The organism is Streptomyces sp. NBRC 110028, from assembly GCF_001417735.1.
Lineage (GTDB): Bacteria > Actinomycetota > Actinomycetes > Streptomycetales > Streptomycetaceae > Streptomyces.
In genome coordinates, this window is the sequence record NZ_BBUZ01000032.1 from 18517 (window position 1) to 44004 (window position 25488).

A 25488-nucleotide genomic window follows, 5' to 3' on the forward strand; every position below is an offset into this window, starting at 1 on the left:
TCACTTGGGCGGGATAAGGTTTGCCTGTCCTTAGTCAGGGCGTAACGGTGGCGCGACAGCAAGGGATTTTGGATGCTCCTCCAGAGAACGACGCGTACGACGCCGGGGCGGCGGTTAGCGGCGGCACTCTCCGCCGCGGCCCTCGGCATCGGTCTCCTCGCCGGATGTGGCGGGGGCTCGGCGGACTCGGCGGACACGACGGGCGACGACGCCCCGGCCGCCGCCTCCGGCGCCTTCCCGGTCACCGTGGAGCACGCGTTCGGATCCACGAAGATCGCTGAGGCGCCCAAGCGGGTCGTCTCCCTCGGCTACACGGACGACCAGGCCATGCTGGCGCTCGGCGTCAAGCCGGTCGGCATGGTCGACCAGTACCCGAACCCGGCGGGCAAGGAGCCCGATATCAACACCCAGTGGCCCTGGGTGAAGGACAAGTGGGGCGACACCCGGCCCGAGGTCGTCATGAAGAACGGCGACACCGGCCCCGACTACGAGAAGATCGCCTCACTGCGGCCGGACCTGATCGTGGCGGTCTACTCCGAGATCGACAAGGCCGCCTACGACAAGCTGTCCCTGATCGCCCCGACCGTGGGCCGTACCAAGGGTGAGAAGGAGCCGTTCAGCGCCCCCTGGCAGGACAACGCCGCGCAGATCGCCAAGGCGCTGGGCAAGGAGGACGAGGGCGCCGAACTGGTGCGGGGCGTCCAGGACAAGCTCGACGCGGCCAAGAAGGCGCATCCGAAGTTCGCCGGGCAGACCGCCGTCGCGGTGTCCTGGTACAAGAACTCGGTGGCGCCGTTCACCTCCACCGATGTGCGCGGACGACTGGTGACGGGCATCGGCTTCACCTACCAGACCAAGGTCGACAAGGCCGCGGACGGGAAGTTCTTCACCGTCCTCTCGCCCGAGCGCGTCGACCTGGCCGACGCCGACCGCGTCTTCGTCATCAACGACGCGGCGGACCAGCGGGCGCTGAAGAAGTTCAAGCTGTTCACCAACCTGGACGCCGTGAAGAAGGGCAAGGTGTCGTACCTGCTGGACAGTGAGGGCCCGGCCGTCGGCGCGGCCATGTCCCAGAGCACCCTGCTGTCCCTGCCGTACGCGATCGACCAGCTCCTCACGTCGGCCGGCCAGGGGTGAGCGTCACCGACGCCCCTGTCGCCCCGGCCACCCTGCGCACGGCCACCGGACGCGTGGCCACCCGATGGGTCGCGGCGCACTGCCGCGAGGTGCCGTGGCTGACGGCCGCCGCCGTGCTCACCACCGTGGCCGGTGCGGCGCTCCAAGTGCTCCCGGTGCTTCTGCTCGGCCGGGTGGTCGACGGGGTGGTCGAGGGCGAACCGCGGTCGGCCCTGGTCACGGTCGGGGTGCTGATGGGGGCCGCCGCGCTGCTCGGCGCGGCGGCCACCGCGGTGTCGACCTATCTGATCGGACGGCTGGGCGCGGATCTGCTCGCGCGGCTGCGGGAAGGCGCCGTCCGCGCGGTGCTGGGGATGCCGAGCGCCCGGATCGAGCAGGTGGGCCGGGGAGATGTGCTCTCCAGGGTCGGCGACGATGTGGCCGTGCTGTCCAAGGGCATCCGCACGGCCGTCCCCACGGTGTTCTCGGCGGGCGTGCTGGTCCTCATCGCCACGGTCGGGATGTTCGGTCTCGACTGGCGGCTCGGCCTGGCGGGCGCCGGCGCGCTGCCCGCGTACGCGCTGGCCCTGCGCTGGTACCTTCCCCGGTCCGCCCCGCTCTACCAGAAGCAGCGGGCGGCCCAGGCCGACCGCGCACAGGCGCTGATCAGCGGTCTGAACGGGATCGACACGGTCCGGGCCTACCGCCTGGAGGGCGCCTTCCGCGAGAAGGTCACCCGCGAGTCGTGGCGGGTGCGCGATCTCGGTATCGAGGTGTTCCGGTTCTTCGGCCGGTTCGTCGGCCGGGAGAACCGCGCCGAGTTCATCGGGCTGGTGCTGATCATCGTGGTGGGATACGCGCTGCTGGAGGCCGACGCCGCCAGCCTGGGCGAGGTGTCGTCGGCCCCGCTGATGTTCCACCGGCTGTTCACACCGCTGGGCTCCATCATGTTCACCTTCGACGAGGCGCAGAAGTCGGGCGCGAGCCTGACCCGGCTGGTCGGGGTGATGGGAGAGGCCGCGGAGGACCGGCTGGTGGGCGACACGGCCATCGCGCCGCCGGACGCCGTGCCGCACCCGGTGACGGTGACGGGGCTGACGTATCGCTATCCCGGCGCCGAGGACCCGGTCCTCCGGGACGTCAGCCTGACCATCCCGGCCGGGGGTTCGCTCGCGCTGGTGGGGGCGACGGGAGCCGGCAAGTCGACCCTGGCCGCACTGATCGCGGGCATCGGGACCCCGCAGGCCGGGTCGGTGCACATCGGGCCGACCGACCTGGCCGGTCTGGACGAGGCCGGGGCGCGAGCCCTGGTGAGCATCCTCACGCAGGACACGCACGTGTTCTCCGGTCCGCTCGCCGACGACCTGCGGCTCGCCGCGCCGGAAGCGACCGACGCCGAGCTGATGGACGCGTTGCGCACGGTCGGTGCCGGGGGATGGGCCGACGCGCTGCCCGACGGGCTGCACACCACGGTCGGCGAGGGCGGCGAGCGCCTGGACGTCACCAAGGTCGCCCAGATCGCCCTGGCCCGGCTGGTGTTGCGCCGGTCGCCGGTGGTGGTGCTCGACGAGTCGACCGCGGAGGCGGGCAGCGAGGGCGCCGCCGAACTGGAGCGGGCCGTGCTGGCCGCGTGCGCGGGCCGGACCACGTTGTTCGTGGCACACCGGCTGACCCAGGCGATGGCGGCGGACCGGATCGCCGTGCTCGACGCGGGACGCGTCGTGGAGCAGGGGACGCACGAGGAGCTGGTGGCCCTCGGCGGCCGGTACGCGCGGCTGTGGCGCGCCTGGCGAGAAGGCGGCTAGGCACGCCCTGACGCAGGTGAGGTCGTCATGACGTGGGTTCATGACGTGGGTTTCGTGACGTGGTGTTCGTGACGTGGAAGGAATGCTGAGTCTTCGATGATGGAACCGAGCGCTCGTCGCGTACTGCTGTCGCCGGCGCGCCTTTCCGGCGTACGCCGGCGGGCCGGTGACTTCTCCGACCGGACCATCGCCGAAGCATGCGCCATCGGGCTGTCGTACTGGGCGACGGGCCGGAGCCCCGACGGCATCGACCTCACCCCCGCCACCCTGTTCGCCGACGTCCTCGGCTGGGCCGACAACGGCGGTACCGCGCCCGGCGGTTGGGAGGTCGGCGCGGACGGCCGCGGCATCACCCTCCCCGAGGGTGTCGTACCGGCCGACGCGCAGCTCGCGCTGGACGACCTGGCCGACTTCCCCGACCGGCCCCTCGGCACCATCGGCCCGTCCGGCGTGGCGGCGCGGCTCGCCGCCCTGGCCGAGTGGAACGACACCCACGCCGACCGGGTCCGCCCGACCATCGTGGAGATGTTCCGCGAGCAGGCGCGCACCCGGCCGGACGCCGTCGCCATCGTCGACGAGCACCGTTCGCTGACCTACCGTGAGGCAGCCCGGCTCTCCGGCCAGCTGGCCCACCATCTCATCGAGCGCGGACTCGGCCCCGAACAGGTCGTCGGCATCTCCCTCGGCCGCTCCGCCGACATGGTGATCGGGCTGCTCGGCGTGCTCCGGGCGGGGTGCGCGTTCGTACCGCTCGATCCGGGGTGGCCCGCCGCGCGCCGGGCGGTCGTCATCGACGACGCCCAGGTCGTGGCGCAGCTCAACGACTCGGGCGAGCACGACCCGGGTGAACCGCACGCCGTGGCCGTCGACCTCGGCGACTGGGCTTACGGTGCCTTCCCCGCGCAGGGGCCCGAGGTGGCCGTCCCCGGTGATGCCCTGGCCTACGTGATCTTCACCTCCGGTTCGACCGGGCGGCCCAAGGGCGCGATGATCCGGCACGCGGCCATCAGCGAGCGCCTGCTGTGGCAGGGCCACGAGATCCTGGGCTTCGGCCCTGACGACGCGTCGCTGTTCAAGGCGCCGCTGTCCTTCGACATCTCCATCAACGAGATCTTCCTGCCGCTGGTGCACGGCGGCAGGCTGGTGATCCTGCGGCCCGGCGGCGAACGCGACCCCCACCATCTGCTGAGCGTGATCGCCGGGCAGCGCGTCACCTTCACCTACCTGGTGTCGTCCATGCTGGACGTGCTGCTGGAGATCGCGGGCGACTCCGGACGGCTGGCCGGCCTGCGGCACGTGTGGTGCGGCGGCGAGGTGCTGACCCCGGAACTGTACGAACGGTTCCGCACCCGGCTCGGCATTCCGCTCTACCACGGCTACGGCCCGGCCGAGACCACGATCGGTGTCTCACACGTCGTCTACCGGGGCGCGGCGGAACGCCTGTCGACCTCGATCGGCAAGGCCAACCCCAACACCCAGCTGTACGTGCTGGACGACGAACTGCGCCCGGTCCCGGTCGGGGTCGGCGGCGAACTGTACGTCGGAGGCTTCCTCCTGGGGCGCGGGTACATCGGCGCGCCTGGTCTGACGGCGTCCCGGTTCGTGGCGAACCCCTTCGCGGGGGACGGGTCCCGGCTGTACCGGACCGGTGACCTCGCGCGGTTCGCCCCGGACGGGTCGCTGGACTTCCTCGGCCGGGCCGACAACCAGATCAAGATCCGCGGAATGCGGCTGGAGATCGAGGACGTCGAGGCCGGCCTCGCGGAGCACCCCCGGGTACGCCACACCTGCGTCGTCGCGAAGAAGAACGCGGCGGGCGCCACCCACCTGGTGGGCTACGTGATCCCGGCCGCCGGGAGCGAGGATCTGCGCGCGGACCAGGTCAAGGCGTGGGCCGCCGAGCACATGGTGGAGTACATGGTGCCCGCCCACATCGTCGTGATGAAGGAGTTCCCGCTCACCGCGAACGGCAAGCTCGACCGCCGCGCGCTGCCGGAACCCGCGACGGACAAGGGCCCGCTCGTCCCGCCCGCCACCGAGAACGAGCGTGTGGTGTGCGCGGCGGTCGCCAAGGTGCTGCGGCTGGACGCGGTCGGTGTCGACCAGGACTTCTTCCAGCTCGGCGGGGACAGCCTGCTGGCCATCTCGCTGCTGAGCGCGGTGCGCGACGCGGGCCTCCACCTCACGACCGGGCAGATCTTCACCCACAGCACCGTGGGGGCGCTGGCGGCGGTGGCGAGCGTCGAGGACACCGCCACCGCGGACCACGCCGATGTGGCGACCGGCTCCGTCGTGGGATCGCCCATCGTGCGGTGGCTCGGCGAGACCACGGACGCGATTGGTGGATTCGTGCAGTCGGTCGTGGTGAACACCCCGGCGGACCTGACCGCCGACGCCCTCGACGCGATCCTCACCGCCGTGGTCGTACGGCACGACATGCTGCGCGCCAGGCTGGTGCGCGGCGACCGCTGGAGCTTCGACATCCCGGCGGCGGACCGGGCCGTCGCCGGATGGCGGGAGAGCGACCGGCCGCTCGATGAGTGCGTCGCGCTCGCCACCGGCGGCCTGGACCCGGCGGGCGGTGTGATGCTGCGGGCCGTCTGGCGACGCGAGGCACGGCAGTTGGTCATGGTCGTCCACCACGTGGTGATCGACGGCGTGTCCTGGCGTGTCCTGATGGACGACCTGGCCACGGCATGGCGGCAGTTCGCCTCGGGCGCGCCGATCGCGTTGCCCCCGGTGGGCACGTCGTTCCGGCGCTGGACCCAGCTGCTGGCACAGGCCGATTTCGAGGCGGACGGTGCGTACTACCGGCGTCCCCTGCCGGGCGTGGACGGGCCCGTGGGCAGGCGCGCGCTCACCGACGCCGACACCGTCGCGCGGGAGCGGGTGCGGACCGTCTCGGTCGGCCCCGAGGTGACGGCCGCGCTGCTGGGCGAGATTCCCGCGAAGTTCCACACGGGCGTGGGCGAGGTGCTGCTCACCGCGCTCGCCGTCACCCTCGCCCGGTGGCGCCGTGACCTCGGTCAGGAGCAGACGTTCGCGCACATCGAGCTGGAGGGCCACGGCCGCGAAGGACGGTTCGTGGCGGACGCCGCCGGATTCGAACCGGAGCTGTCGCGGACCGTGGGCTGGTTCACCACTTTGTTCCCGGTGACCGTGGACCCCGGCCCGGCAGCCGATTACACCGCCCCCGCCTCCCTGGGCGCCGCGCTCAAGGCGGTCAAGGAAGACCTCGCCCGCGTGCCGGGGAACGGGCTCTCCTACGGCGCCCTGCGGTATCTGCGCGGCGCCGAGTTCGACGCGCCCGCACCGCAGGTGCTGTTCAATTACCTGGGCCGCTTCGACGCGGGAGCTTCCGGGGACTGGCAACTTGCCGGACCCACCGGGCAATTGGGCGAGCGGCGCGATCCGAGGATGCGCCTGCCGCGCGCCCTGGAGTTCAACGCCATCACCGAACCGGCCGCGGCCGGCGCGTACGAACTCGTCACCGCCATCTCCTGGCCGGACGGCGTGTTCACCGACGAGGACATCACGACCCTCGGCACGTACTTCCGTCAGGCCCTGACCGGGCTGGCCGCGCTCGACCGGGGCGGCCACTCTCCCGGCGACTTCGACCCGGTGCCGCTGACCCAGGCCGACGTCGACGCCCTGGACGGCCCGGCGCTGCGCGACATCCTGCCCCTGACCCCGCTGCAGGAGGGCCTGTACTTCCACTCGGTCTTCGACGACGACTCGACGGGCGCCTACGTCGAGCAGCAGCTGCTGACCCTGGACGGCGAGGTGGATCCCGACCGGCTCTCGGCGGCGGCCACCCGGTTGCTCACCCTGTACCCGAACCTGGCCGCGCGGTTCACCGCCCTCGCCGACGGCCGCGTGGTCTCGGTGCTGGAGAGCGGTGTGGAGGCGCCCTTCACCACCCTGGACCGCCCCGGCATCACCGACGACGAGATCCGCGCCGTGGCCGAGCGGGACCGCCGCGCCGGGTTCGACCTGGCCACCGGCCCGCTGATGCGGTACACCCTCATCCGAGGGGGCCCCGGCCGCGACGTTCTGGTGCAGACCGTGCACCACATCGTCGCCGACGGCTGGTCGGTGCCCCCGATGCTCCGTACCCTGCTCGCCGAATACCACGCGCCCGGGTCCGGGTATCCGCTCGGCGGCTTCCCCGGCTACGTACGCCGGCTCGCCAGGCGCGACGACGACGAGAGCGACCGGGTGTGGCGCGATCAGCTCGCCGGACTGCCCGGTCCCTCGCTGGTCGCCGAGGGGCACACCCCGTCCGACCGGTTCGCGGACACCGCCGTGGTGCCGGAGGAGGACATCGACGCGGCCGCCCGCGCGGCCGGGATGCCGCTGAGCGTGGCCGTGCACAGCGCCTGGGCGGTGACGCTGGGCGGCATCCTGCACGGCAGGGACGTGGTGTTCGGGTCCACGGTGTCCGGCCGGGACCCGGAGGTGCCCGGCATCGAGGACATGGTGGGGCTGTTCATCAACACGATCCCCGTACGCGCCCGGTGGACCGGTACCACCACGGCCCGTGACCTGCTCGCCTCGGTGCGCGAACACCAGAGCGCGGTGCTGCCGCACCAGCATGTCTCGCTGGCGAGGATCGGCCGCAGGGCCGGGGCGGGCACGCTGTTCGACACCCTGGTGGTGTTCGACGTGGCGACCGACGTGGACGGGCTGCGGCGGCCCGGCGACACGCTCGTCATCACCGGCGTCGTCAACGAGGGCGCCCCGCACTACCCGTTGACGCTGGTGGTCGAGCGCGCGCTCGACGGCCGCCCGCGCTTCAACCTGATCTACGACGGCGCGCTGCTGCGGGAGGCGGCCGCCCGGTCGGTCCTGCGCACCTTCACCCAGGCCCTCACCGGCCTGCTCACCCGCCCGGACGCCCCGGTCGACACCCTGGCGCCGGGGGATGCCCGGCGTGCCGCGCCGCCGGTCACCCCGGCCACCCTGGGCGCGCTGTTCGACGCCGCCGCCCGTCGCGACCCGGCCGCCACCGCCGTCACCTGGTGCGGTCTCGACGGCGGCGCCCGCTCACTGACCTACGGCGAACTGGCGGACGCCAAGGACGAGCTGGCCTCGGCCCTGCGCGCGGCCGGGGCCGGGCCGGGCCGGCGGGTCGCCGTCGCCGTCCCGCGCTCCGTCGAGCAGGTGGTCGCCCTGGTCGCGGTCGTCACCGCCGGCGGCGCGTACGTACCGCTGGACCTGGCGTACCCGGACGAACGGCTGGAGTACATCCTCGCCGACGCCGCTCCGGACGTCGTTCTCGTGGACCGTGAGCAGCGGGGCCGCCTCACGCGGCTGCTGGCCCGGGCGGGCGTACCGGCCCGCGTGCTCGTACCGGGGGAGGAGCCGCCGCGCACCGCCACCGGGCCCGCTGCGGAGGCCGGCTGGCACGACCCCGCGTACGTGATCTACACCTCCGGATCGACCGGCAGGCCCAAGGGCGTCGTCGTCCCGCACTCCAGTGTGGTGTCGCTGCTCGTGAACACCCGGCCCGGCATGGACTTCGGCCCGCACGACGTCTGGGTCCAGTTCCACTCCTTCTCCTTCGACTTCGCGGTCTGGGAGCTGTGGGGCGCGCTGGCGCACGGTGGTGAGCTGCTGGTGCCGGAGTACGGGCTGACCCGCTCACCGGTCGACTTCCACCGGCTGGTGCGCGAGCGCGGGGTGACCGTGCTCAACCAGACCCCGTCGGCGTTCTACCAGTTCATCGAGGCCGACCGGCAGGCCGGTGAGCCCCTGCCCGCGCTGCGCCGGATCATCTTCGGCGGCGAGGCGCTGGACCTCGGGCGGCTGCGCGGCTGGGTCGAGCGGCACGGCACCGGATCGCCCGAGCTGGTCAACATGTACGGCATCACCGAGACCACCGTCCATGTCACCCACCGGGTGCTGACCGACGAGGACTTCCGTCCCGGTGGCGACACCAGTCCGATCGGCGGTCCGGTCCCGGGCCTGGTCACCTATCTGCTCGACGACCGGCTCCGACCGGTGCCGCCGGGCCGGGTGGGCGCCATCTATGTCGCGGGGGACCAGGTGTCGCTCGGCTATCTGGGCAGGCCGGGGCTCACCGCGGGCCGGTTCGTGGCCAACCCGTTCGCGGGCGACGGCTCCCGCATGTACCACACGGGCGACCTCGCCGTCCGCACCCTCGACGGTGAGCTGGAGTTCACCGGCCGCGCCGACGATCAGGTCCAACTCAAGGGCTACCGCATCGAGTTGGGGGAAGTGGAGGCCGCGATCAGGGAACTCGACGGTGTGGCCGACGTGGCCGTCACCGTGGCGGACGGCGGCGACCACCTGGTCGCGCACATCGTGGGCCGGGCGCCCGGCGACCTCACCGCCCTGCTGTCCGCGAAACTGCCCGCGCACATGGTGCCGGGCCGGGTGCTGCCGGTGGACGTCCTGCCCCTGACGGTCAACGGCAAGCTCGACGTCAAGGCCCTGACCGAGCGGGCCGCACAGCACCACCCGCCGGTGGCTTCGGGTGGCGACGCGCTCAGCGCGCTGGTCGACATCTTCGCCGGTGCCCTGCCCGGAACCGCTGTGGACGGTGACACCGACTTCTTCCGGGCCGGGGGCGACAGCATCGTCGCCATCACCGTGATCAACCGGGCCAGGGCGCTCGGCCTGCCGATCGCGCCACGGGACGTGTTCCTGTGCAGGACACCGAGCGCGCTCGCCGAGCACCTGGGAACGCGGACACCGCGGGCCGCCCCACAGCCCGCGCCCGCCCGCCGCGCGGACGGCCCGCTGACGCCGACACCCATCATCCTGCGCCAGCGGGAACTGGGCGGATCACTCGCCCGCTTCGCCCAGGCCAGAACGCTGGTCGCCCCGGAAGGCACCGGGACCGCCGACGCCGAGCGCGCCGCGAACGCCGTCGTGGCCGCGCACCCGGCCCTCCGGCTGCGGCTGCGCGCCGAGCACGGGGTGTGGGCCCTGCGCACCGAGCCCACCGGCGAGGTCGCCGTCGTGGCGACGGATGCCACCGACGCGACGGCCGTGGCGAACGAGGCCGCCGCCCGGCTCGACCCCGAGTCAGGGAACGTGGCCGCGTTCGCATGGCTGGAGGCGAGCCGGACCCTCGTGGTCACCGTGCACCACCTCGCCGTCGACTCGGTGTCCTGGCTGATCCTGCTGGAGGACCTGACCACCGCCCTGCGCGGTGAGCCCCTGGCGCCGCCGACCACGCCGTACGCCGAGTACGCCGACGCGCTGGCGACGCGGGCCGCCCACGCGACCGCCGACCTCGGGCACTGGACCGGCACGCTCCAGGCGCCCGGACTGCTGCCGGCCGTAGGGGAGTCGCGTGAGACCACCGTCGTGCTCGCGCCCGACGTGAGCGACCGCGTGACGCGCAGCGCGCCCGCAGCGCTCGGCGTCGGCCTCACCGAGCTGCTGTGCGGCGCCCTGCGCACCGCGCTCACCCATATCCAGTCCCCGCCCACCGATCTCGCGATCGACCTGGAGCGGCACGGCCGGGTCCCGGCGCTGGAACACCACGACTACACCCGCACGGTCGGCTGGTTCACCTCCATCGCGCCCGTACGGCTCAGCCCGCACACCGACCCCGTCGCGGCGGCGCACGAGGTCGCCGAGCGTCAGCCGGACGAGCGCGGACACATCGCGTACGGGCAGCTCCGGTACCTCAACCCGCAGACGGCCCCGCTGCTCACCCGCCACCCCCAGGTGCTGTTCAACTACCTCGGCCGGGGCGGCGAGTCCCAGGCGCCGCGCCTCACCGGCGGCGACCAGCGCGGCCCGTACGCGGTCGAGGTCAACGCCTGGACCGACGCGGCCACCGGAAGCCTCCACGCGGACTTCACCCTCGCCGAGGGCGTCCCGGACGAGATCACCGAGCACTGGCGGAGCGCACTGCGGCGCGTCGCGGACGCCTCCGCGACGGCCGAGCGCACCGCCCCCGTCACCCCGCTCCAGCGGGGCCTGTTCTTCCAGGCCCAGATGGCGGGCCCGGCCGGACACTACGTCGCGCAGAGCTGGTTCACCTTCGACCGGCGCCTGGACACGGGCGCGCTGGCCGAGGCGATGGCGCGGGTCATCGCGCGGTACCCGGGCGTGGCCGCCGGATTCGCCACCGACGACGACGGCAACCCGGTCCAGGTCCTGAGGGCGGGCCGACGCGTCGATGTCCGCACGATCGCGCTCGCCACGGACGCGGACGTCGACGCCCTGCGCGCCCGGGACCGCGACACGGGATTCGACGTGGCGGAACCGCCGCTGATCCGGCTGACCGTGGTGCGGCTGCCCGACGACCGCGACGGGCTGCTGCTCAGCTACCACCTGCTGCTGTGGGACGGCTGGTCCCGCGAGATCGTGCTGCGGGACCTGTTCGACGCCTACCGGGCCGTTCTCGCGGGCGAACCACTGGACGCCACCCCCGCCACGCCGAGCTTCGAGGACCACGCGCGGGCGCTCGCCGCCAGGGACTCCGCCGTATCGGAGCGCTTCTGGGCCGAGCACCTGACCGGCCTCCCCGGCCCGACGCTGCTCGCCGGACCGGCGCCGTCCTTGTCGGACGACCTGCCGGACACGCTCGTGCACACGCTCTCCGCCGCCCAGTCGGAGCTGCTGCGGGAAGCGGCCAGGGCGCACGGCGTCACGCTGAACTCGGTACTGACCGGCGCGTTCGGCCTCCTGCTGGGCGCCCATACGGGCCGCGGCGACGCCGTGTTCGGCGTGACCGTCTCCGGCCGGGAGGGCGAGGGCCTGGACGGCATCGTCGGCGTGCTGCTCAACACCGTGCCGATGTGGACGCGGGCCCGGCCGGAGGACACGGTCGGCGCTTATCTGTCGGCCGTCCAGGCGGCCAGGGTCGAGGCGATGGACCACGAACACCTGGGGCTCGGCGAGATCCAGCGGGCCAGTGGGCACGACACCCTGTTCGACAACCTGTTCGTGCTGCAGAACTTCCTGGACCTGGACGCGTTCGCCGAGATGAACGCCAGGCACGGCATCACCTCGGTGAAGGCCGACGACTCCACCCACTACCCGTTCACCTGGGTCATCACCCCCGGCGACCGGCTTGACATCAAACTGGAGTACCGCGACAAGGACACCGGGCGCGCCCGCCGTCTCCTCGGCGACTACCTGCGCGTGCTCGACGACCTGGCCCGCTCCACCGGACCGGTCGGCGCGCTGCCGGGGCTGGGCCCGTGGCCCTCGCGGGGGCCGCGCACGGACATCGGCACGGACACCGTGGTCGACCGGTTCGACCGGGCGGCGGACCGCGACCCGCAACGGGTGGCGCTCGTCGCCCACGGCTCGACGCTGACGTTCGCCCAGCTCAGGGACCGTAGCCGCGCCGTGGCAGGAGTGCTCGCCCGGCGCGGCATCGGCCCCGAGCGGACCGTGGGTCTCGCGGTCCCGCGCTCCCTCGACTCGATCGTGGCGCTGTTCGCCGTGCTGCGCGTCGGCGCCGCGTATGTGCCGCTGGAGCTGGACCACCCGGACGAGCGGATCGCCGCGATCGTCGCGGACGCCCGCCCCGAGGTGATCCTCACGGTGAGCGCCGTATCGCCCCGGCTCACCGGCGATCTGATCGAGCTGGACCGCCCGCTGCCCGAGGCCGAGCCGTGGGTGACGTACGCTCCGGACGACCCGGACCGGCTGCGGCACCCCGCGTACACGATCTACACCTCCGGCTCGACCGGCACGCCCAAGGGTGTGGTGACCGAGTACGCCGGGCTCACCAACATGCTGATCAACCACCAGCGCCGGATCTTCGAACCGGTGCTGGCGGAACACGGCCACCGGACCTTCCGGATCGCCCACACCGTGTCGTTCGCCTTCGACATGTCGTGGGAGGAACTGCTGTGGCTCGCCGACGGCCACGAGGTGCACATCTGCGACGAGGAACTGCGCCGCGACGCGCCCCGGCTGGTCGCCTACTGCCAGGAGCACGGCATCGACGTGATCAACGTGACCCCGACCTACGCGCAGCAACTGGTGGCCGAGGGCCTGCTCGACGACCCGGACCGGCGGCCCGCGCTGGTGCTGCTGGGCGGCGAGGCCGTCACCCCGGCGCTGTGGCAGCGGCTCGCCGGGACCGAGGGGACGGTCGGCTACAACCTCTACGGGCCCACCGAGTACACCATCAACACCCTCGGCGTCGGCACCTTCGAATGCCAGGACCCGGTGGTCGGGGTGGCGATCGACAACACCGATGTGTATGTGCTGGACCCATGGCTGCGGCCGCTGCCCGACGGAGCGCCCGGCGAACTGTACGTGGCGGGCATCGGCATCGCGCGCGGCTATCTCGGGCAGCCCGCCCGGAGCGCGCACCGCTTCGTGGCCTGCCCGTTCGGCGAACCCGGCGCGCGCATGTACCGCACCGGGGACCTGGTGGTCCGCCGCCCCGACGGCAATCTGATGTACCTGGGCCGCACCGACCAGCAGGTCAAGATCCGGGGCCACCGGGTCGAACCCGGCGAGATCGAGGCCGCGTTCGTGGCACACCCGGCGGTGCGGTTCGTCGCCGCGGTCGCCCAGCCCGACCCGCAGGCCGACGGCGCGTACCGGCTGGCCGCCTATCTGGTGCTGGACGGCGCCGAGTTGGCGACCGTCGCCGCCGAGGTGGGCGCCGGGCTGCCGGACTTCCTGCGCCCGACGCACTACGCGCGGGTCGACAGCATCCCGCTGACGGTGAACGGGAAGGCCGACACCAAGGCGTTGCCGGAGGCCAAGCCGCTGGGCGCGCTGACCACGGCGGGGGAGCGGGGGCCCGCCACGGAAACCGAGACGGCGGTGTGCGAGTTCTTCGCCGAGGCACTGGATCTGGACGACGACGAGGTGAGCGCGGTGAGCGACTTCGTGTCCCTGGGAGGGCACTCCATGCTGGCGGTGCGGCTGATCGGGCTGCTCCGCCGCGAGTACGGTCCCGTGATCACGATCCGGGACCTGTTCACCCTGCGCACCCCGGAAGCGATCGCCCGACACCTCGACTGCCAGGATCCCCGATGACGATTCCGGACACGCAGCGGCCCCGCCCGGGGTCCGACATCCTCCGCACCGCGCTGCGCCGCAACCTCGGCGCCATGGCCTGGGGCACCGTCCTCATGGGCCTGTACCAGGCGGGTGAGACGGCGTTTCCCATCGCGCTCGGCCTGATCGTGGAACATACGATGCGCGACCGGAGCCTCGGCGCGCTCGGCCTGTCGATCGCCGCGCTGGCGGTGATCATCACGACGGTGTCGCTGTCGTGGCGGTTCGGGATGCGGGTCCTGCAGAAGGCCAACACCACCGAGGCGCACCACTGGCGGGTGAAGGTCGCGGGCTGTGGACTCCAGCCGGTGGCCAGGGACGTGGACCTCAAGTCCGGCGAGGTGCTGACCATCGCCACCGAGGACGCCGACCAGACCGCCGACATCATCGAGGTGGTGCCGCTGCTGATCAGCTCGCTGGTCGCGGTGCTGGTCGCGGCCGTCGCGCTGGGCCTGGCCGACGTCCGGCTCGGCCTGCTGGTGATCGTGGGGACCGTAGCGATCCTGTCGGCCTTGAGCGTGCTGTCCAAGCGGATCGGCTCCAGCACCCGCGAACAGCAGGCCCGGGTGGCGCGGGCCGGCGCGAAGGTCGCCGACCTGATCACCGGCCTGCGCCCGCTGCACGGCTTCGGCGGCAACCACGCGGCGTTCCGGTCCTACCGCGAGGTCAGCACGGAGGCGAAGCACCAGGCGATCACGGTCGCCAAGGTCAACGGCGTGTACGCGGGCACCGCGCTGGCCCTCAACGCGGTCCTCGCCGCCGCCGTCACCCTGACGGCGGGCTCGCTGGCGTGGAGCGGCCGGATCACCATCGGGGAACTGGTCATGGCCGTGGGGCTGGCGCAGTTCATCATGGAACCGCTCAAACTGTTCTCGGAGATGCCCAAGTACGTGATGATGGCGCGCGCGTCGGCCGAGCGGATGGCGCTGGTGCTGTCCGCGCCCCCGGTGACGACCCCGGGGCCGGGCCGCCCGGACGCGGGCGGAGACCTGGAGGTCGACTGCGTCCGGTACGGGGCCCTGCGCAGGCTCAAGTTCCAGGTGGCCGCGGGCGAGTTCGTGGCGATCGCCGCCTATCAGCCGCGCGCGGCGGCCGACCTCGCGTCGATCCTGGCCGTGCGCGTCCCGCCCGGCGCGTACGAGGGAGCGGTGCGGGTCGGCGGGCAGGAGCTGGCGGACCTGTCGGTCGAGGCGGTCCGCGCGTGCGTCCTGGTGAACCCGTACGACGGGGAGATCTTCGCAGGCACCCTCCGTACGAACATCGACCCGTCGGGCACCAGCCGGACAGTGGCCGAGGCCGTCGAGGCGTCCATGCTGACCGATGTCGTCGCCCTCCACCGCGAAGGGCTCGACTACGGTGTGCGCGACCGCGGCGCGAACCTCTCCGGGGGGCAGCGTCAGCGGCTGTCCCTGGCCCGCGCCCTCGCCGCCGACACCGACGTCCTCGTCCTGCACGACCCGACGACAGCCGTCGACGCGGTCACCGAACAGCTCATCGCACGCAACGTCGCGAAGGCGCGCCGGGGCCGCACCACCATCGTGATCACCAGCAGTCCGGCCCTCCTGGACGCCGCCGACCGGGTCCTCGTCCTGGACGACGGCGTCATCACCGCCGAGGACACCCACCGCAATCTCCTCGCCACCGACGAGGGCTACTGCGCGGCGGTGGCGCGGTGAACCGAGGTGCCGTGCCGGGCGTCGGGAGCCCGGCATGATCCACAAGACACCGCCTAGCCCAGTGCCCAGGCGACATCCCTGAGCAGGGCGTGCCGCCAGCCCGCCCGGTCGTGGCCGGACGCCGACCGCGAGACCCGTACGGTCGCGCCGGCCCGCTCGGCCAGGGTCTCGGTCAGCTCGCAGTGGGGCAGCATCCGTGTCTCGTGTTCCCCCACGTCGAACGCGACCCGCAGGCCGGACAGGTCCGGGCGCTCCCGCAGGCGCGCGGCGAGGGCACCGCCGACCGGGCCGCCCAAGGGGTCCGGCAGATCCGCGGCGCCCGGGCTCCACCAGAACGACCCCGACTGGCAGGCGACGCGGGACACCAGGTCCGGGAACTCCAGCGCCGCGTACATCGCGCTCAGCCCGCCCAGGCTCTGCCCGGCGACCACCAGCCGGTCCGGGTCGGCGGGCGCGCCGGATTCCGCCACCAGCGGCAGCAGTTCGTCCCGGATCGCCTCCCACAGCCCGGGCCCGCACGCGAACTCCGCCTCCCGGTCCTTGGCCGGGAGGAAGACGAGCGTCACGGCGGGCATCTCGCCACCGGTGTGAGCCGCGTCGAACGCGGTCATCGCCGGGTGCAGATACAGCCAGTCGTCCCCGTCGAGCAGCAGGACCACGGGCCCGCCGCCGCCCACCGGATGGATGCGCACGGTGCGCCGCCCGCCGAGCCGTTCGCTGCTCCAGCGGATCCGGGTGCGGGGGAGGGGGAGCACGTCCGTGTCGCCGACGGCGGGCCAGTGCGGCTGGGCCGGGGCGTCCGGGGTCGCGGCGATGGACCGGTCGCCGCCGGCGCCGGCCGGGTTGAACGGGTCGGCGTGCGCTTCGTCGTCCACGAGGAACTGGTAGGTCACCCGCAGCCGCGCGGGCATGCGCACCTCGGCGTACCAGCAGTCCGTCTCGCCCCACCGGCGCAACGGGACGGGCTCCGACCAGCTTTCGAAGACGACGGTCGCCGGGGACCCGCGCCACAGGAACAGGGTCACCCAACCGCCGTCGGCGGCCGGTATCGAGGCGGGTGTCCCCACCGCGTCCCAGAACGCGTCGGTGCCGGGTGCGCCGGGCACTCCGAACGCGACGAAGGCGTTGCCGATGCCGGCCGTGCCCAGGCGCATGAACGTCTCCTCGGGAGAAGGAAGGGCCGCGGATAAGCCTCCGTCACTTAGGTTAGCCTAAGTGATGTGTTCGCTGGTCTCCGGTTCGTGCCGCGGGTCGCTGAGCTGCTCGCGCAGGTAGTTCCAGACCACCGCGATCAGCGCGGCAACCGGCACGGCGAGCAGGCTGCCCACGATGCCCGCCAGGCTGCCGCCCAGGGTCACCGCCAGCAGGACCACCGCGGCGTGCAGGCCGAGCCCCCGGCTTTGGATCATGGGCTGGAACACGTTGCCCTCGAGCTGCTGCACCACGACGATGATCGCCAGCGCGATCAGCGCGTCCGTCACGCCGTTGGACACCAGCGCGATGAGCACCGCGACCGCGCCCGCGAACAGGGCACCCACGATCGGCACGAACGCGGAGACGAAGGTCAGGACCGCCAGCGGGAGAACCAGGGGCACCCCCAGAGCCCACAGTCCGAGCCCGATGAGGACGGCGTCGAGCAGGCCGACCAGGGCCTGGGAGCGCACGAAGGCGCCCAGAGTGTCCCAGCCCCGCGCGGCCACGACGGGGATGTCGGTGGCGAGCCGGCCGGGCAGTTGGCGGGTGAGCCACGGCAGGAAACGCGGGCCGTCCTTGAGGAAGAAGAACATCAGGAAGAGCGCCAGAACGGCGGTGACCACACCGTCGACCACGGTGCTCAGCCCCGTGACCACCGTGGTGATCATGCTTCCGGCGCCGCTTTGTATGCGGGCGGCCGCGGCGTCGGAGGCCTCCGAGATCTGGGCATCGCCGATGTTCAGCGGTGGCCCGGCGGTCCACTGGCGCACCTCGTGGATGCCTGCGGCCACGCCGTCGGTCAGTTGGCCGGACTGGGATGCCACCGGTACCGCGATCAGCGCCACGATGCCCGCGGCGACCAGCAGGAACCCCACGGTCACGGTCGAGGCGGCCAGCGCCGGAGGCCACCCGCGCCCGCGCAGGAAACGGGCCGGGGGCCATGTCAGCGTGGTAAGGAGCAGGCCGACTATGAGCGGCCACACGACCGACCACATGCGGCCCAGAAGCCACAGCAGCACCGCGGCCATCACCAGGACCAGGAGCGACTCAAGGGAAATACGGGCCGATGCGCGGAGCGCTGCGCGGGTTCTCGTCGAATTCAGCATGGCAGGCATGGGACCACCGGTACTCTCTTCGCGCTTCGCTATCGCCGCTGTTCAACGGCGCGTTCTTCCGCCCGGGCCCGGACGGCCCGGGGGTGTGGAAGCAGCGTACCGGGGCAGTCGGCAGTGACGATCTTGACGCCGATACGCGAGGGGGACCGCCGGCCCCGGGGCCGGCGGCGCTTTCGGCCGCCGTTCGAGCAGGCGGTGGCGGACCTGTGCGCTCACAGGTGGTCGCGGGGAAGTGTCTCGTTCCAGGTGCGGGAGAACACGCGCCGGTCGTTCTCGTAGCCGTCCAAGGTGGCGTCGACGAAGAGGTCCGTCTCGCTGGAGCGCAGCACGGTGTGGGTGACGACGCGCACATTCCAGTCGTCGCGCCGGAAGCGCATGGTCCAGGTGGACTCGCCGCTGACCGAGGTGAAGTCGTCCGCGACCGCCGTGTAGCGCTCGTGGGCGCGGCGGTCGACATCGAGGCCGGTGTCCTCGTAGCGCACCGTGCCCGCGTCCTTGACGATCTCCAGCGCGGAGCGGTAGCCGACCAGGTCGCGTGTGACGTCCCACCGCATCTCCGGCGGGGTCACCTGCGTGGTGGCGACGGGCGGTGTGCCCTCCGGTTCGCCGAACGGGCGCTCGGGGGACTCGTCGGGCTCATGGGTTCCGCGCACCGGCAGGGTGAGGGTGCTGGAGCCCTCGTACACGGTCAGCAGGACCGGCCGCGGCGGGGGCCAGGCGAGGGGCCAGTACGAGGTGGACAGCGACAGCCGGATGCGGTGCCCGGGCGGGAACGCCTGGGCCACGCCGTTGAGTCGCACGGTGGCCCGGTAGCGCCGGCCGGGTTCCAGCGGTTCGGGGGCGCCGCCGAACGCGAGATACCGCGCTTCGCCGAACGACCCCCGGCCGTCGAGGGCCGCTCGATCAGCCAGACCCACTGCCACCAGCACACGACGAGACGTCGTGTCAGTTCCAGCGGTCGGGGTCGGCGGCGTTCCAGTCGGCCGCCCAGGACTCGGGGGGCTCGGCGAGCAACTGGCCGTGTCCGAGCCACTCGTACAGCTCCTCGTACGAGCGCAGCGTGGAGGGGTCGATACGCCGGCGAAGCATGTGCGGGCGCAACTGCGCGGGATCGGTGACCCCCATCGACGCCATGATCTGCAGCGCGCTCGCCACCGTCGCCTCCTGCAGGCGCCGCACCCGGGGCGTCTTGTCGCCGACGTCGAGGGCGCGGGCCCGCCGGGGGTCCTGGGTGGTGACGCCGGTGGGGCAGGTGTTCGTATGGCATCGCTGGGCCTGGATGCAGCCCACGGCGAACATCATCGCCCGAGCGGCGTTGCCGTAGTCGGCGCCCTGCACCATGCGCTTGACCAGGTCGGTACCGGTGGCGATCTTGCCGCTCGCACCGATCTTGACCCGGTCGCGCAGCCCGGCGCCGACGAGGGCGTTGTGCACGGTGAGCAGCCCCTCGGTGAGCGGGGCGCCGATGTGGTCGGCGAACTCCAGGGGCGCGGCGCCGGTACCGCCCTCGGCCCCGTCCACGACGATGAAGTCGGGGGCCGTCCCCTCCTCCCGCATGGCCTTGCACACGGCGAGGAACTCCCGGCGCGAGCCCACGCAGAGCTTGAACCCGGCCGGTTTGCCGCCGGACAGCTCCCGCATCCGGGCGATGAAGCGGACGAGTTCGCGCGGGGTGGAGAACGCCCGGTGGTACGGGGGCGAGATGACCGTCCGCCCTTCGGGCACCTCCCGCACCCGCGCGATCTCGGCGTTGACCTTGGCTCCCGGCAGGACCCCGCCGATGCCCGGCTTGGCGCCCTGCGAGAGCTTGAGCGACACGCACTTCACCTGGTCGTGCGCGGCCTTGTCGGCGAACTCGCCGGGGTCGAAGCCGCCGTCCCGGGTGCGGCAGCCGAAGTATCCGGTGCCGATCTCCCAGATGAGGTCGCCACCCGGCCGCAGGTGGTACTCCGACAGGCCGCCCTCGCCGGTGTCATGGGCGAAACCCCCGGCCGCCGCACCCCCGTTCAGGGCGAGGATCGCGTTCGCCGAGAGCGAGCCGAAGCTCATCGCCGACACGTTCAGCAGCGCCATGTCGTAGGGGCGGGCGCAGTCGGGCCCGCCGACGCGCACCCGCGGCGCCGCCTTGGGCACCGGGCAGGGAGCCATCGACGGCACCAGGAACTCGTAGCCGGGCTGGTAGACGTCCCGTTCGGTGCCGAACGGCTCCTCGGCGTCGGTGCCCTTCGCCCGCTCGTAGACGATGCTGCGGATGTCCCGGTCGAAGGGGCGCCCGTCGAAGTTCCGCTCGATGAAGTACTGCTGGAGTTCGGGGCGTATCCGCTCCATGAGGAAGCGGGCGTGGCCCAGAACGGGATAGTTGCGCAGCACCGAGTGCCGGCGCTGCAGCAGGTCCCAGGAACCCAGCAGGCCCAGCAGGGCGAGCGGTACGGCGGCCGGCCACCACCAGGGCGAGATCCCCACCGCGGCCACGCCCGACGCAAGGGCCGCGACCACCATCAGGACGACGATTCCGATGCGTGTCATGCTCGGCTGGTTGCCCAGCGGCTTTACTCCATGCCCGTGGTGCGGTCAAGAGATCTTCAAGCGCACTGTCGGCGGACCCGGGACCACCAGGGGATTCGCCGGTCCCGGGCCATGGGTATGTGTCTGACGGGAAGTCGCGCACCGGGCACCGCATCCGTCCCGCCGTTCACTCCGCTCCACGTGTCACCGTCGTGCACCGCCGCCCTACGCCACGCCACGCCATGCCACGGAGGAGATAGTTCCATGCGCCGAAGCTCCCGCCCTCTGGCCGCTGTGATCGCGTTCCTCACCTTCCTCGGGCTGCTGCTGCCCACCGGCGCCACCGCCGCCACCGGCGCGCGGTCCGGACCGTTGCCGTCCGTCGTCCCGCGTCCGCAGGCGATGGCCCGGCTGGGCCCGGACGTCAGGGTGCCCACCGAGGTGCGCGTGGTCTACGGCGACGGGGTGGACCGGCCCACGCGCGAACTCGTCGCCGCCGTGCTGCGCCGGGCGGGGGCGCAGCTCCTGCGGGGCGGCTCCGGGCCGGGGCTGACCGTGACCGTGGGGCGGCTCGCCGAGGCCCGGGTGGCGAAGGCGCTGCGGTCCGCCGGGGGCCGGGTGCCCGGGGAGCTGCCCGCGCAAGGGTACGCGCTCGCCGCGAGGGGGAGCGCGGTGGCGCTCGCGGGCGCGGACGCCGACGGGACGTACTACGCGGCGCAGACGCTGCGCCAGCTGGTCACCGGCGCCCGCACGATCGCCTCGGTCTCGGTCGTGGACCATCCGCTGATGCCGCTGCGCGGGGTGATCGAGGGGTTCTACGGAAGCCCGTGGACCCATGCCGAGCGCATGGACCAGCTGGCGTTCTACGGGGACGTCAAGATGAACACGTACGTCTACGCGCCCAAGGACGACCCGTACCACCGGGAGAAGTGGCGCGAGCCGTACCCGGCCGACCGGCTCGCCCAGCTCGGCGAGCTGGTCCGGCAGGCCACCGCCCACCATGTGCGGTTCACCTTCGCGCTCTCGCCCGGCAACTCCCTCTGCTACAGCGATCCCGCCGAGTTCACGGCGCTGCGGACCAAGCTGGGGGCGATGTACGACCTCGGCGTGCGCAGCTTCTCGGTGCCGCTGGACGACATCAGCTACACCCGGTGGAACTGCGATGCCGACCGCGCCGCCTACGGCGAGCCCTCGCGGCGGGCCGCGGGCGAGGCGCAGGCCGATCTGCTGAACCGGGTGCAGAAGGAGTTCCTGGACGCCCGCGAGGGCACCGCGCCGCTCCAGACGGTGCCGACCGAATACGGTGACGTCACCGACACCGCGTACAAGCAGGCCCTGCGCGAGCGGCTGGACCCGCGGGTCGAGGTCATGTGGACCGGCACCGACGTGGTGCCGCCGCGGATCACCGTGGCCGACGCCGCCCGGGCCGCCGCCGTGTGGGGGCGCAAGGTGTTCGTCTGGGACAACTACCCCGTCAACGACTACGGCCAGGCCGAGGGACGGCTGCTGCTCGCCCCGTACGACGCCCGCGAGGCCGGTCTGCACCAGCAGCTCTCCGGGCTGGTCCTCAACCCGATGAACCAGGCCGCCGCCAGCAAGGTCGCCCTCTTCGGCGGGGCGGCCTTCGCCTGGAACGACACCGCGTACGACCCGGACCGCACCTGGCGGGCCGCCGCCGCGTACCTGGCGGGCGGAGAACCGGACGCGGCCACCGTCTCCGCGCTGCTGTCCTTCTTCGACACCCAGCACCTCGCGCCCACCTTCGGCGCCGAACCCTGGCAGCCCCAGGCGCCCGAACTGGCCGCCCGGCTGACCCGGTTCCGTACCGACTGGGACGCCGGACGGCGGCGGGCGGCGCTGGCCGCCCTGCGCCCCTCCGCGGCGCGGCTGGCCACGGCACCGGCCACCATCAGGGCGGGCGTGGCCGACCGCGGCTTCGTGGCGGACTGCGCGCCGTGGCTGGACGCGCTGGCGCTGTGGGGCCGCGCGTTCGAACGCACCCTGGACGCGCTGGGCGCCCGGCTCGACGGCGACACCCGGAGGGCCGAGCGGTGGTTCGCCGAGGCGTCGTCGCTGGCCGGGCAGGCCGGGCGGATCCGCACGATCCCGGGGGAGACCCGCCCCGAGGGCCCGGTCCGCATCGCGGACGGCGTGCTCGACACCTTCCTGGCGGCCGCGCCCGGGCTCGGCGGGTCCCCTGGGTGAGGTGGAGGCTCCGATGGGCGAGAGCGGTCCGGGCACGGCCGGTGGCCGTGCCCGGACTCGGCCCATGGAGATCACCGATCCCGCCGCGCTCGCCCGCGACCTCGCCCCCGCCGGAGCGCTGCGCGCCGCCGTCAATCCCGGCAACCCCGTCCTCGCCCAGGGCACCCCGGACGCGCCGCGCGGGGCCACCGTCGATCTCACCGGTGAGATAGCGCGGCGCCTCGGCCTGCCCGTGGAGTTCCTGTGCTTCGACGCGGCCCGCACGTCCTACGAGGCCATGGCCGCCGGCCGCGCCGACCTGTGCTTCCTCGCCGTCGAACCGGCCCGTGAGGCGGAGATCGCGTTCACCGCCCCGTATGCGCACATCGAGCGGGTGTACGCCGTCCCGGCCGAGTCCACGCCGCGGCCACCGGAAGACGTGGACCGCGAGGGCGTCCGCATCGAGGTCAAGCAGGGCTTTCGCCTACGACCTGTACCTGACGCGCACCCTGCGCCACGCCACCGTGGTCCGGGGCGCGGAGGGGGCGGACGTCTTCCACGCCGGGAATCCGGAGGCCGCGGCCGGAATCCGGCAGCCCCTCACCGCGCACGTCGCCGAACGGCCCGGGCCGCGCCTGGTCGAGCCCGCGTTCATGATCATCCGGCAGGCCGTCGGGACGACGCGGACGCGGCGGCCTGAGACGGTGCGGTTCCTGAGCGAGACGGTGGCCCACCTGACGGCGTCCGGGTTCGTCGCCCCGGCGCTGAGCCGGTCCGGACGGGACCCCTCGCGCGCCGCGCCCGCGGAGCCGTGACCGGACCGCCCGTCACCTCGGCGACGGGCGATGGGCGATCATTGGGGGAGTACCGACAAGGAGATGCGGATGGCGCTGTGGGACCGCCTCAGGGACTCGATCCAGGCGATGCAGGCTCAGCTCACGGCGAGAAAGCAGGAGTTGCGCAGCGGGGCGTTCCGGGATGCGAGCATGGCGATGTGCGCCCTGGTCGCGGCGGCCGACGGCACGATCGACCCGTCCGAACGGCAGCGCGTCGCCCAGCTCATCGCCACCAACGACGTGCTCCAGAACTTCCCCTCGGACGATCTCCACCGCCGCTTCGAGGACCACCTCGACGAGCTGAGCGCCGATTTCACCCTCGGCAAGGTGAGCGCCATGCGGGAGATCGGCAAGGCGAAGAGGAAGCCCGCCGAGGCACGGGCCGTCATCCAGATCGGCATCGTCATCGGCTGCGCCGACGGCTACTTCGACGAAAGCGAACGGGCCGTCGTCCGCGACGTCTGCTCGGCCCTGGACATCCCGCTGGCCGAGTTCGACCTCCACCGGGCCCTCCGTGTGCCCCGGCAGTACCGGGCCCCGGACGGCCCCGGGGCCGCCCTGCCCGGCGACGACCTCCAGGTCTTCCTCAAGGCGCTGGCGAGCGGAACCCGGCAGCGGGTCTTCTCCCACTTCGCCGACGGGGAGGAGCTGACCGTAGGCGAGATCGCCGAACGGGCCGGGCTCGGCCCGTCGACCGCCTCCGAACACCTCGCGGTCCTCCGGCGTGGCGGCCTGCTCCAGTCGACGCGCAGCGGCAAGCTGGTCCGCTACCGCGCCGACCGGGAGGGCATCAGCGAACTGCTCGGGCAGCTCCAGTCCTACCTTCTCGCCCCGTCCGAAGCGCGGGACCGCCGATGACCCCGGCCGCACCGGAGAGGCGGTACGCGCCGCTCCCGCGCGGCCCGGGCGCCCCGCCGCCGTCGGTGAGCCCGCCGCGCCCGCGTGAACGACGGCGCCGCGTTCGGCGTCAGCCGGTGACCGTGGCGCAGGCCCCGCCGTCCCGCTCGGGCAGGGCGGCCGCCGCGGTGTGCAGGAGGGTGAGGGCCTGGGGGAGGAACGGGTTGGGGTCGTTGGTGCGGCGCGTGGCGTAGACCCGGCGGGTGTGGGTCGGGTCGGTGAGCCGGACGAGGTGGGTGCCGGAGGTGTCGGGGGAGGCGGAGGTGTCCGCGATGGCGAGTTCCGGTGCGATCGCCACCCCCAGGCCCTGCCGGACCAGTTCGTAGGGCAGGTTGTAGTCGTTCGTACGGAAGAGCACCTCCGGCACAAAGCCACCGGCCGCGCAGATGTGGCGCAGACAGCGGGCGGCGTCGGTGTCCTCGTGGTAGCTGATCCAGCGCTCGTCCCGCAGATCGGCGAGGCGGAGGTGGCGCCGCCCGGCGAGCGGGTGCCCCGCGGGCAGGAGCACATAGAGCGGCTCTTCCCGTACCAGCGTATGGTCCAGGCCGTCGGGCCGGCTGCGCGGCACCACGCCGTACTCGAAGATCACGGCGAGATCCAGCCGACCCTCCACCACCGCGGGCACGGTGACCTGCGGGTCGCCCTCCTCGTAGCGGACGTCGACCTCGGGCCGGTCCCGGAGGAACCCCGTCAGCACCGTCGGCACCAGCCGGAACCCCGCGGACCAGAAGCTGCCCAGCCGCAGCCGCCCCCGCTCGGCGGCGGCGTAGGCGCGCATCTCGTTCTCCGTCGCCGACAGGTCGGCCAGCAGCCGGCCCGCGCGCCGGGCGAGCTGGAGCCCGGCCGGAGTGGGGCGCACGCTGCGCGGTGAGCGCTCGAAGAGCGCGACGCCCAGAGCCCGCTCGATCGTGGAGATCTGCTGGGAGACGGCGGAGGGCGTGTAGCCGAGGCGCTGGGCTGCCGAACGGAACGAGCCCGCGGCGACCACCTCGCATATCGCCTTCAGCTGCGGCGGGGTCAGCATCAGACGAACTTAACACTCCGCGTGGAAACGTTCACTCTCCCTGATCTTGCCCGGGCCGCCGCCATCGCGCAGATTGGGCGTCCACCAGCCCCGTACCGGTCCCCCGGCCAGCAGCCCAGA

General features: G+C 73.0%; 11 protein-coding genes and 2 pseudogenes. 8 read left to right on the forward strand and 5 right to left on the reverse strand.

Annotation, left to right across the window (positions count from 1 at the left end; all coding sequences use genetic code 11):
* Positions 1 to 72 precede the first annotated feature (72 nt).
* The 4 genes from ASC60_RS24450 (at position 73) to ASC60_RS24465 (ending at position 15613) form a co-directional block, all read left to right on the forward strand.
* A complete protein-coding gene (locus ASC60_RS24450; protein ID WP_055554490.1) occupies positions 73 to 1137 on the forward strand; it encodes an iron-siderophore ABC transporter substrate-binding protein in 1065 nt (354 codons plus the stop codon).
* Complete coding sequence (locus tag ASC60_RS24455) at positions 1134 to 2921, forward strand: ABC transporter ATP-binding protein (protein WP_055554492.1); 1788 nt, start codon at positions 1134 to 1136, stop codon at positions 2919 to 2921. Before ASC60_RS24450 ends, ASC60_RS24455 begins: the two co-directional genes overlap by 4 nt.
* A gap of 96 nt (positions 2922 to 3017) precedes the next feature.
* The gene (locus tag ASC60_RS24460; protein WP_055554494.1) at positions 3018 to 13916 is read left to right on the forward strand and encodes a non-ribosomal peptide synthetase; all 10899 of its coding nucleotides are present in this window, start codon (positions 3018 to 3020) and stop codon (positions 13914 to 13916) included.
* The gene (locus tag ASC60_RS24465) at positions 13913 to 15613 is read left to right on the forward strand and encodes an ABC transporter ATP-binding protein (RefSeq protein WP_055554496.1); all 1701 of its coding nucleotides are present in this window, start codon (positions 13913 to 13915) and stop codon (positions 15611 to 15613) included. The genes ASC60_RS24460 and ASC60_RS24465 overlap by 4 nt, the downstream gene beginning before the upstream one ends.
* A 53-nt stretch (positions 15614 to 15666) precedes the next feature.
* On the opposite strand, the gene ASC60_RS24470 is transcribed toward ASC60_RS24465, so the two are convergent.
* The 4 genes and pseudogenes from ASC60_RS24470 to ASC60_RS24485 all read right to left on the reverse strand — a co-directional run bounded on the left by ASC60_RS24470 (position 15667) and on the right by ASC60_RS24485 (position 20448).
* The gene (locus ASC60_RS24470) at positions 15667 to 16767 is read right to left on the reverse strand and encodes an alpha/beta fold hydrolase (protein ID WP_055554498.1); all 1101 of its coding nucleotides are present in this window, start codon (positions 16765 to 16767) and stop codon (positions 15667 to 15669) included.
* Positions 16768 to 16824: 57 nt separating this feature from the next.
* Positions 16825 to 17922: an AI-2E family transporter gene (locus ASC60_RS24475; protein ID WP_055554500.1), complete on the reverse strand. Its 1098-nt coding sequence runs from the start codon at positions 17920 to 17922 to the stop codon at positions 16825 to 16827.
* Positions 17923 to 18134: 212 nt separating this feature from the next.
* A pseudogene (locus ASC60_RS24480) lies at positions 18135 to 18764 on the reverse strand (CocE/NonD family hydrolase C-terminal non-catalytic domain-containing protein); the annotation flags it as partial.
* A gap of 103 nt (positions 18765 to 18867) precedes the next feature.
* Positions 18868 to 20448: an FMN-binding glutamate synthase family protein gene (locus ASC60_RS24485; protein WP_055554504.1), complete on the reverse strand. Its 1581-nt coding sequence runs from the start codon at positions 20446 to 20448 to the stop codon at positions 18868 to 18870.
* Between the two features lie 243 nt (positions 20449 to 20691).
* Here ASC60_RS24485 and ASC60_RS24490 point away from each other — a divergent pair, with 243 nt between their 5' ends.
* From ASC60_RS24490 to ASC60_RS43120, 4 genes and pseudogenes are all read left to right on the forward strand, one after another.
* Positions 20692 to 22632, forward strand: a complete 1941-nt coding sequence (locus ASC60_RS24490) for a beta-N-acetylglucosaminidase domain-containing protein (RefSeq protein ID WP_055554506.1) — start codon at positions 20692 to 20694, stop codon at positions 22630 to 22632.
* A 64-nt stretch (positions 22633 to 22696) separates the two neighbouring features.
* Complete coding sequence (locus ASC60_RS24495; RefSeq protein WP_234357107.1) at positions 22697 to 23311, forward strand: transporter substrate-binding domain-containing protein; 615 nt, start codon at positions 22697 to 22699, stop codon at positions 23309 to 23311.
* 184 nt (positions 23312 to 23495) lie between these two features.
* A pseudogene (locus tag ASC60_RS43115) lies at positions 23496 to 23948 on the forward strand (tellurite resistance TerB family protein); the annotation flags it as partial.
* A 15-nt stretch (positions 23949 to 23963) separates the two neighbouring features.
* A complete protein-coding gene (locus ASC60_RS43120; RefSeq protein WP_234357119.1) occupies positions 23964 to 24305 on the forward strand; it encodes a helix-turn-helix transcriptional regulator in 342 nt (113 codons plus the stop codon).
* A gap of 109 nt (positions 24306 to 24414) precedes the next feature.
* On the opposite strand, the gene ASC60_RS24505 is transcribed toward ASC60_RS43120, so the two are convergent.
* A complete protein-coding gene (locus ASC60_RS24505; RefSeq protein WP_055554509.1) occupies positions 24415 to 25368 on the reverse strand; it encodes a LysR family transcriptional regulator in 954 nt (317 codons plus the stop codon).
* Between the last annotated feature and the right edge of the window lie 120 nt (positions 25369 to 25488).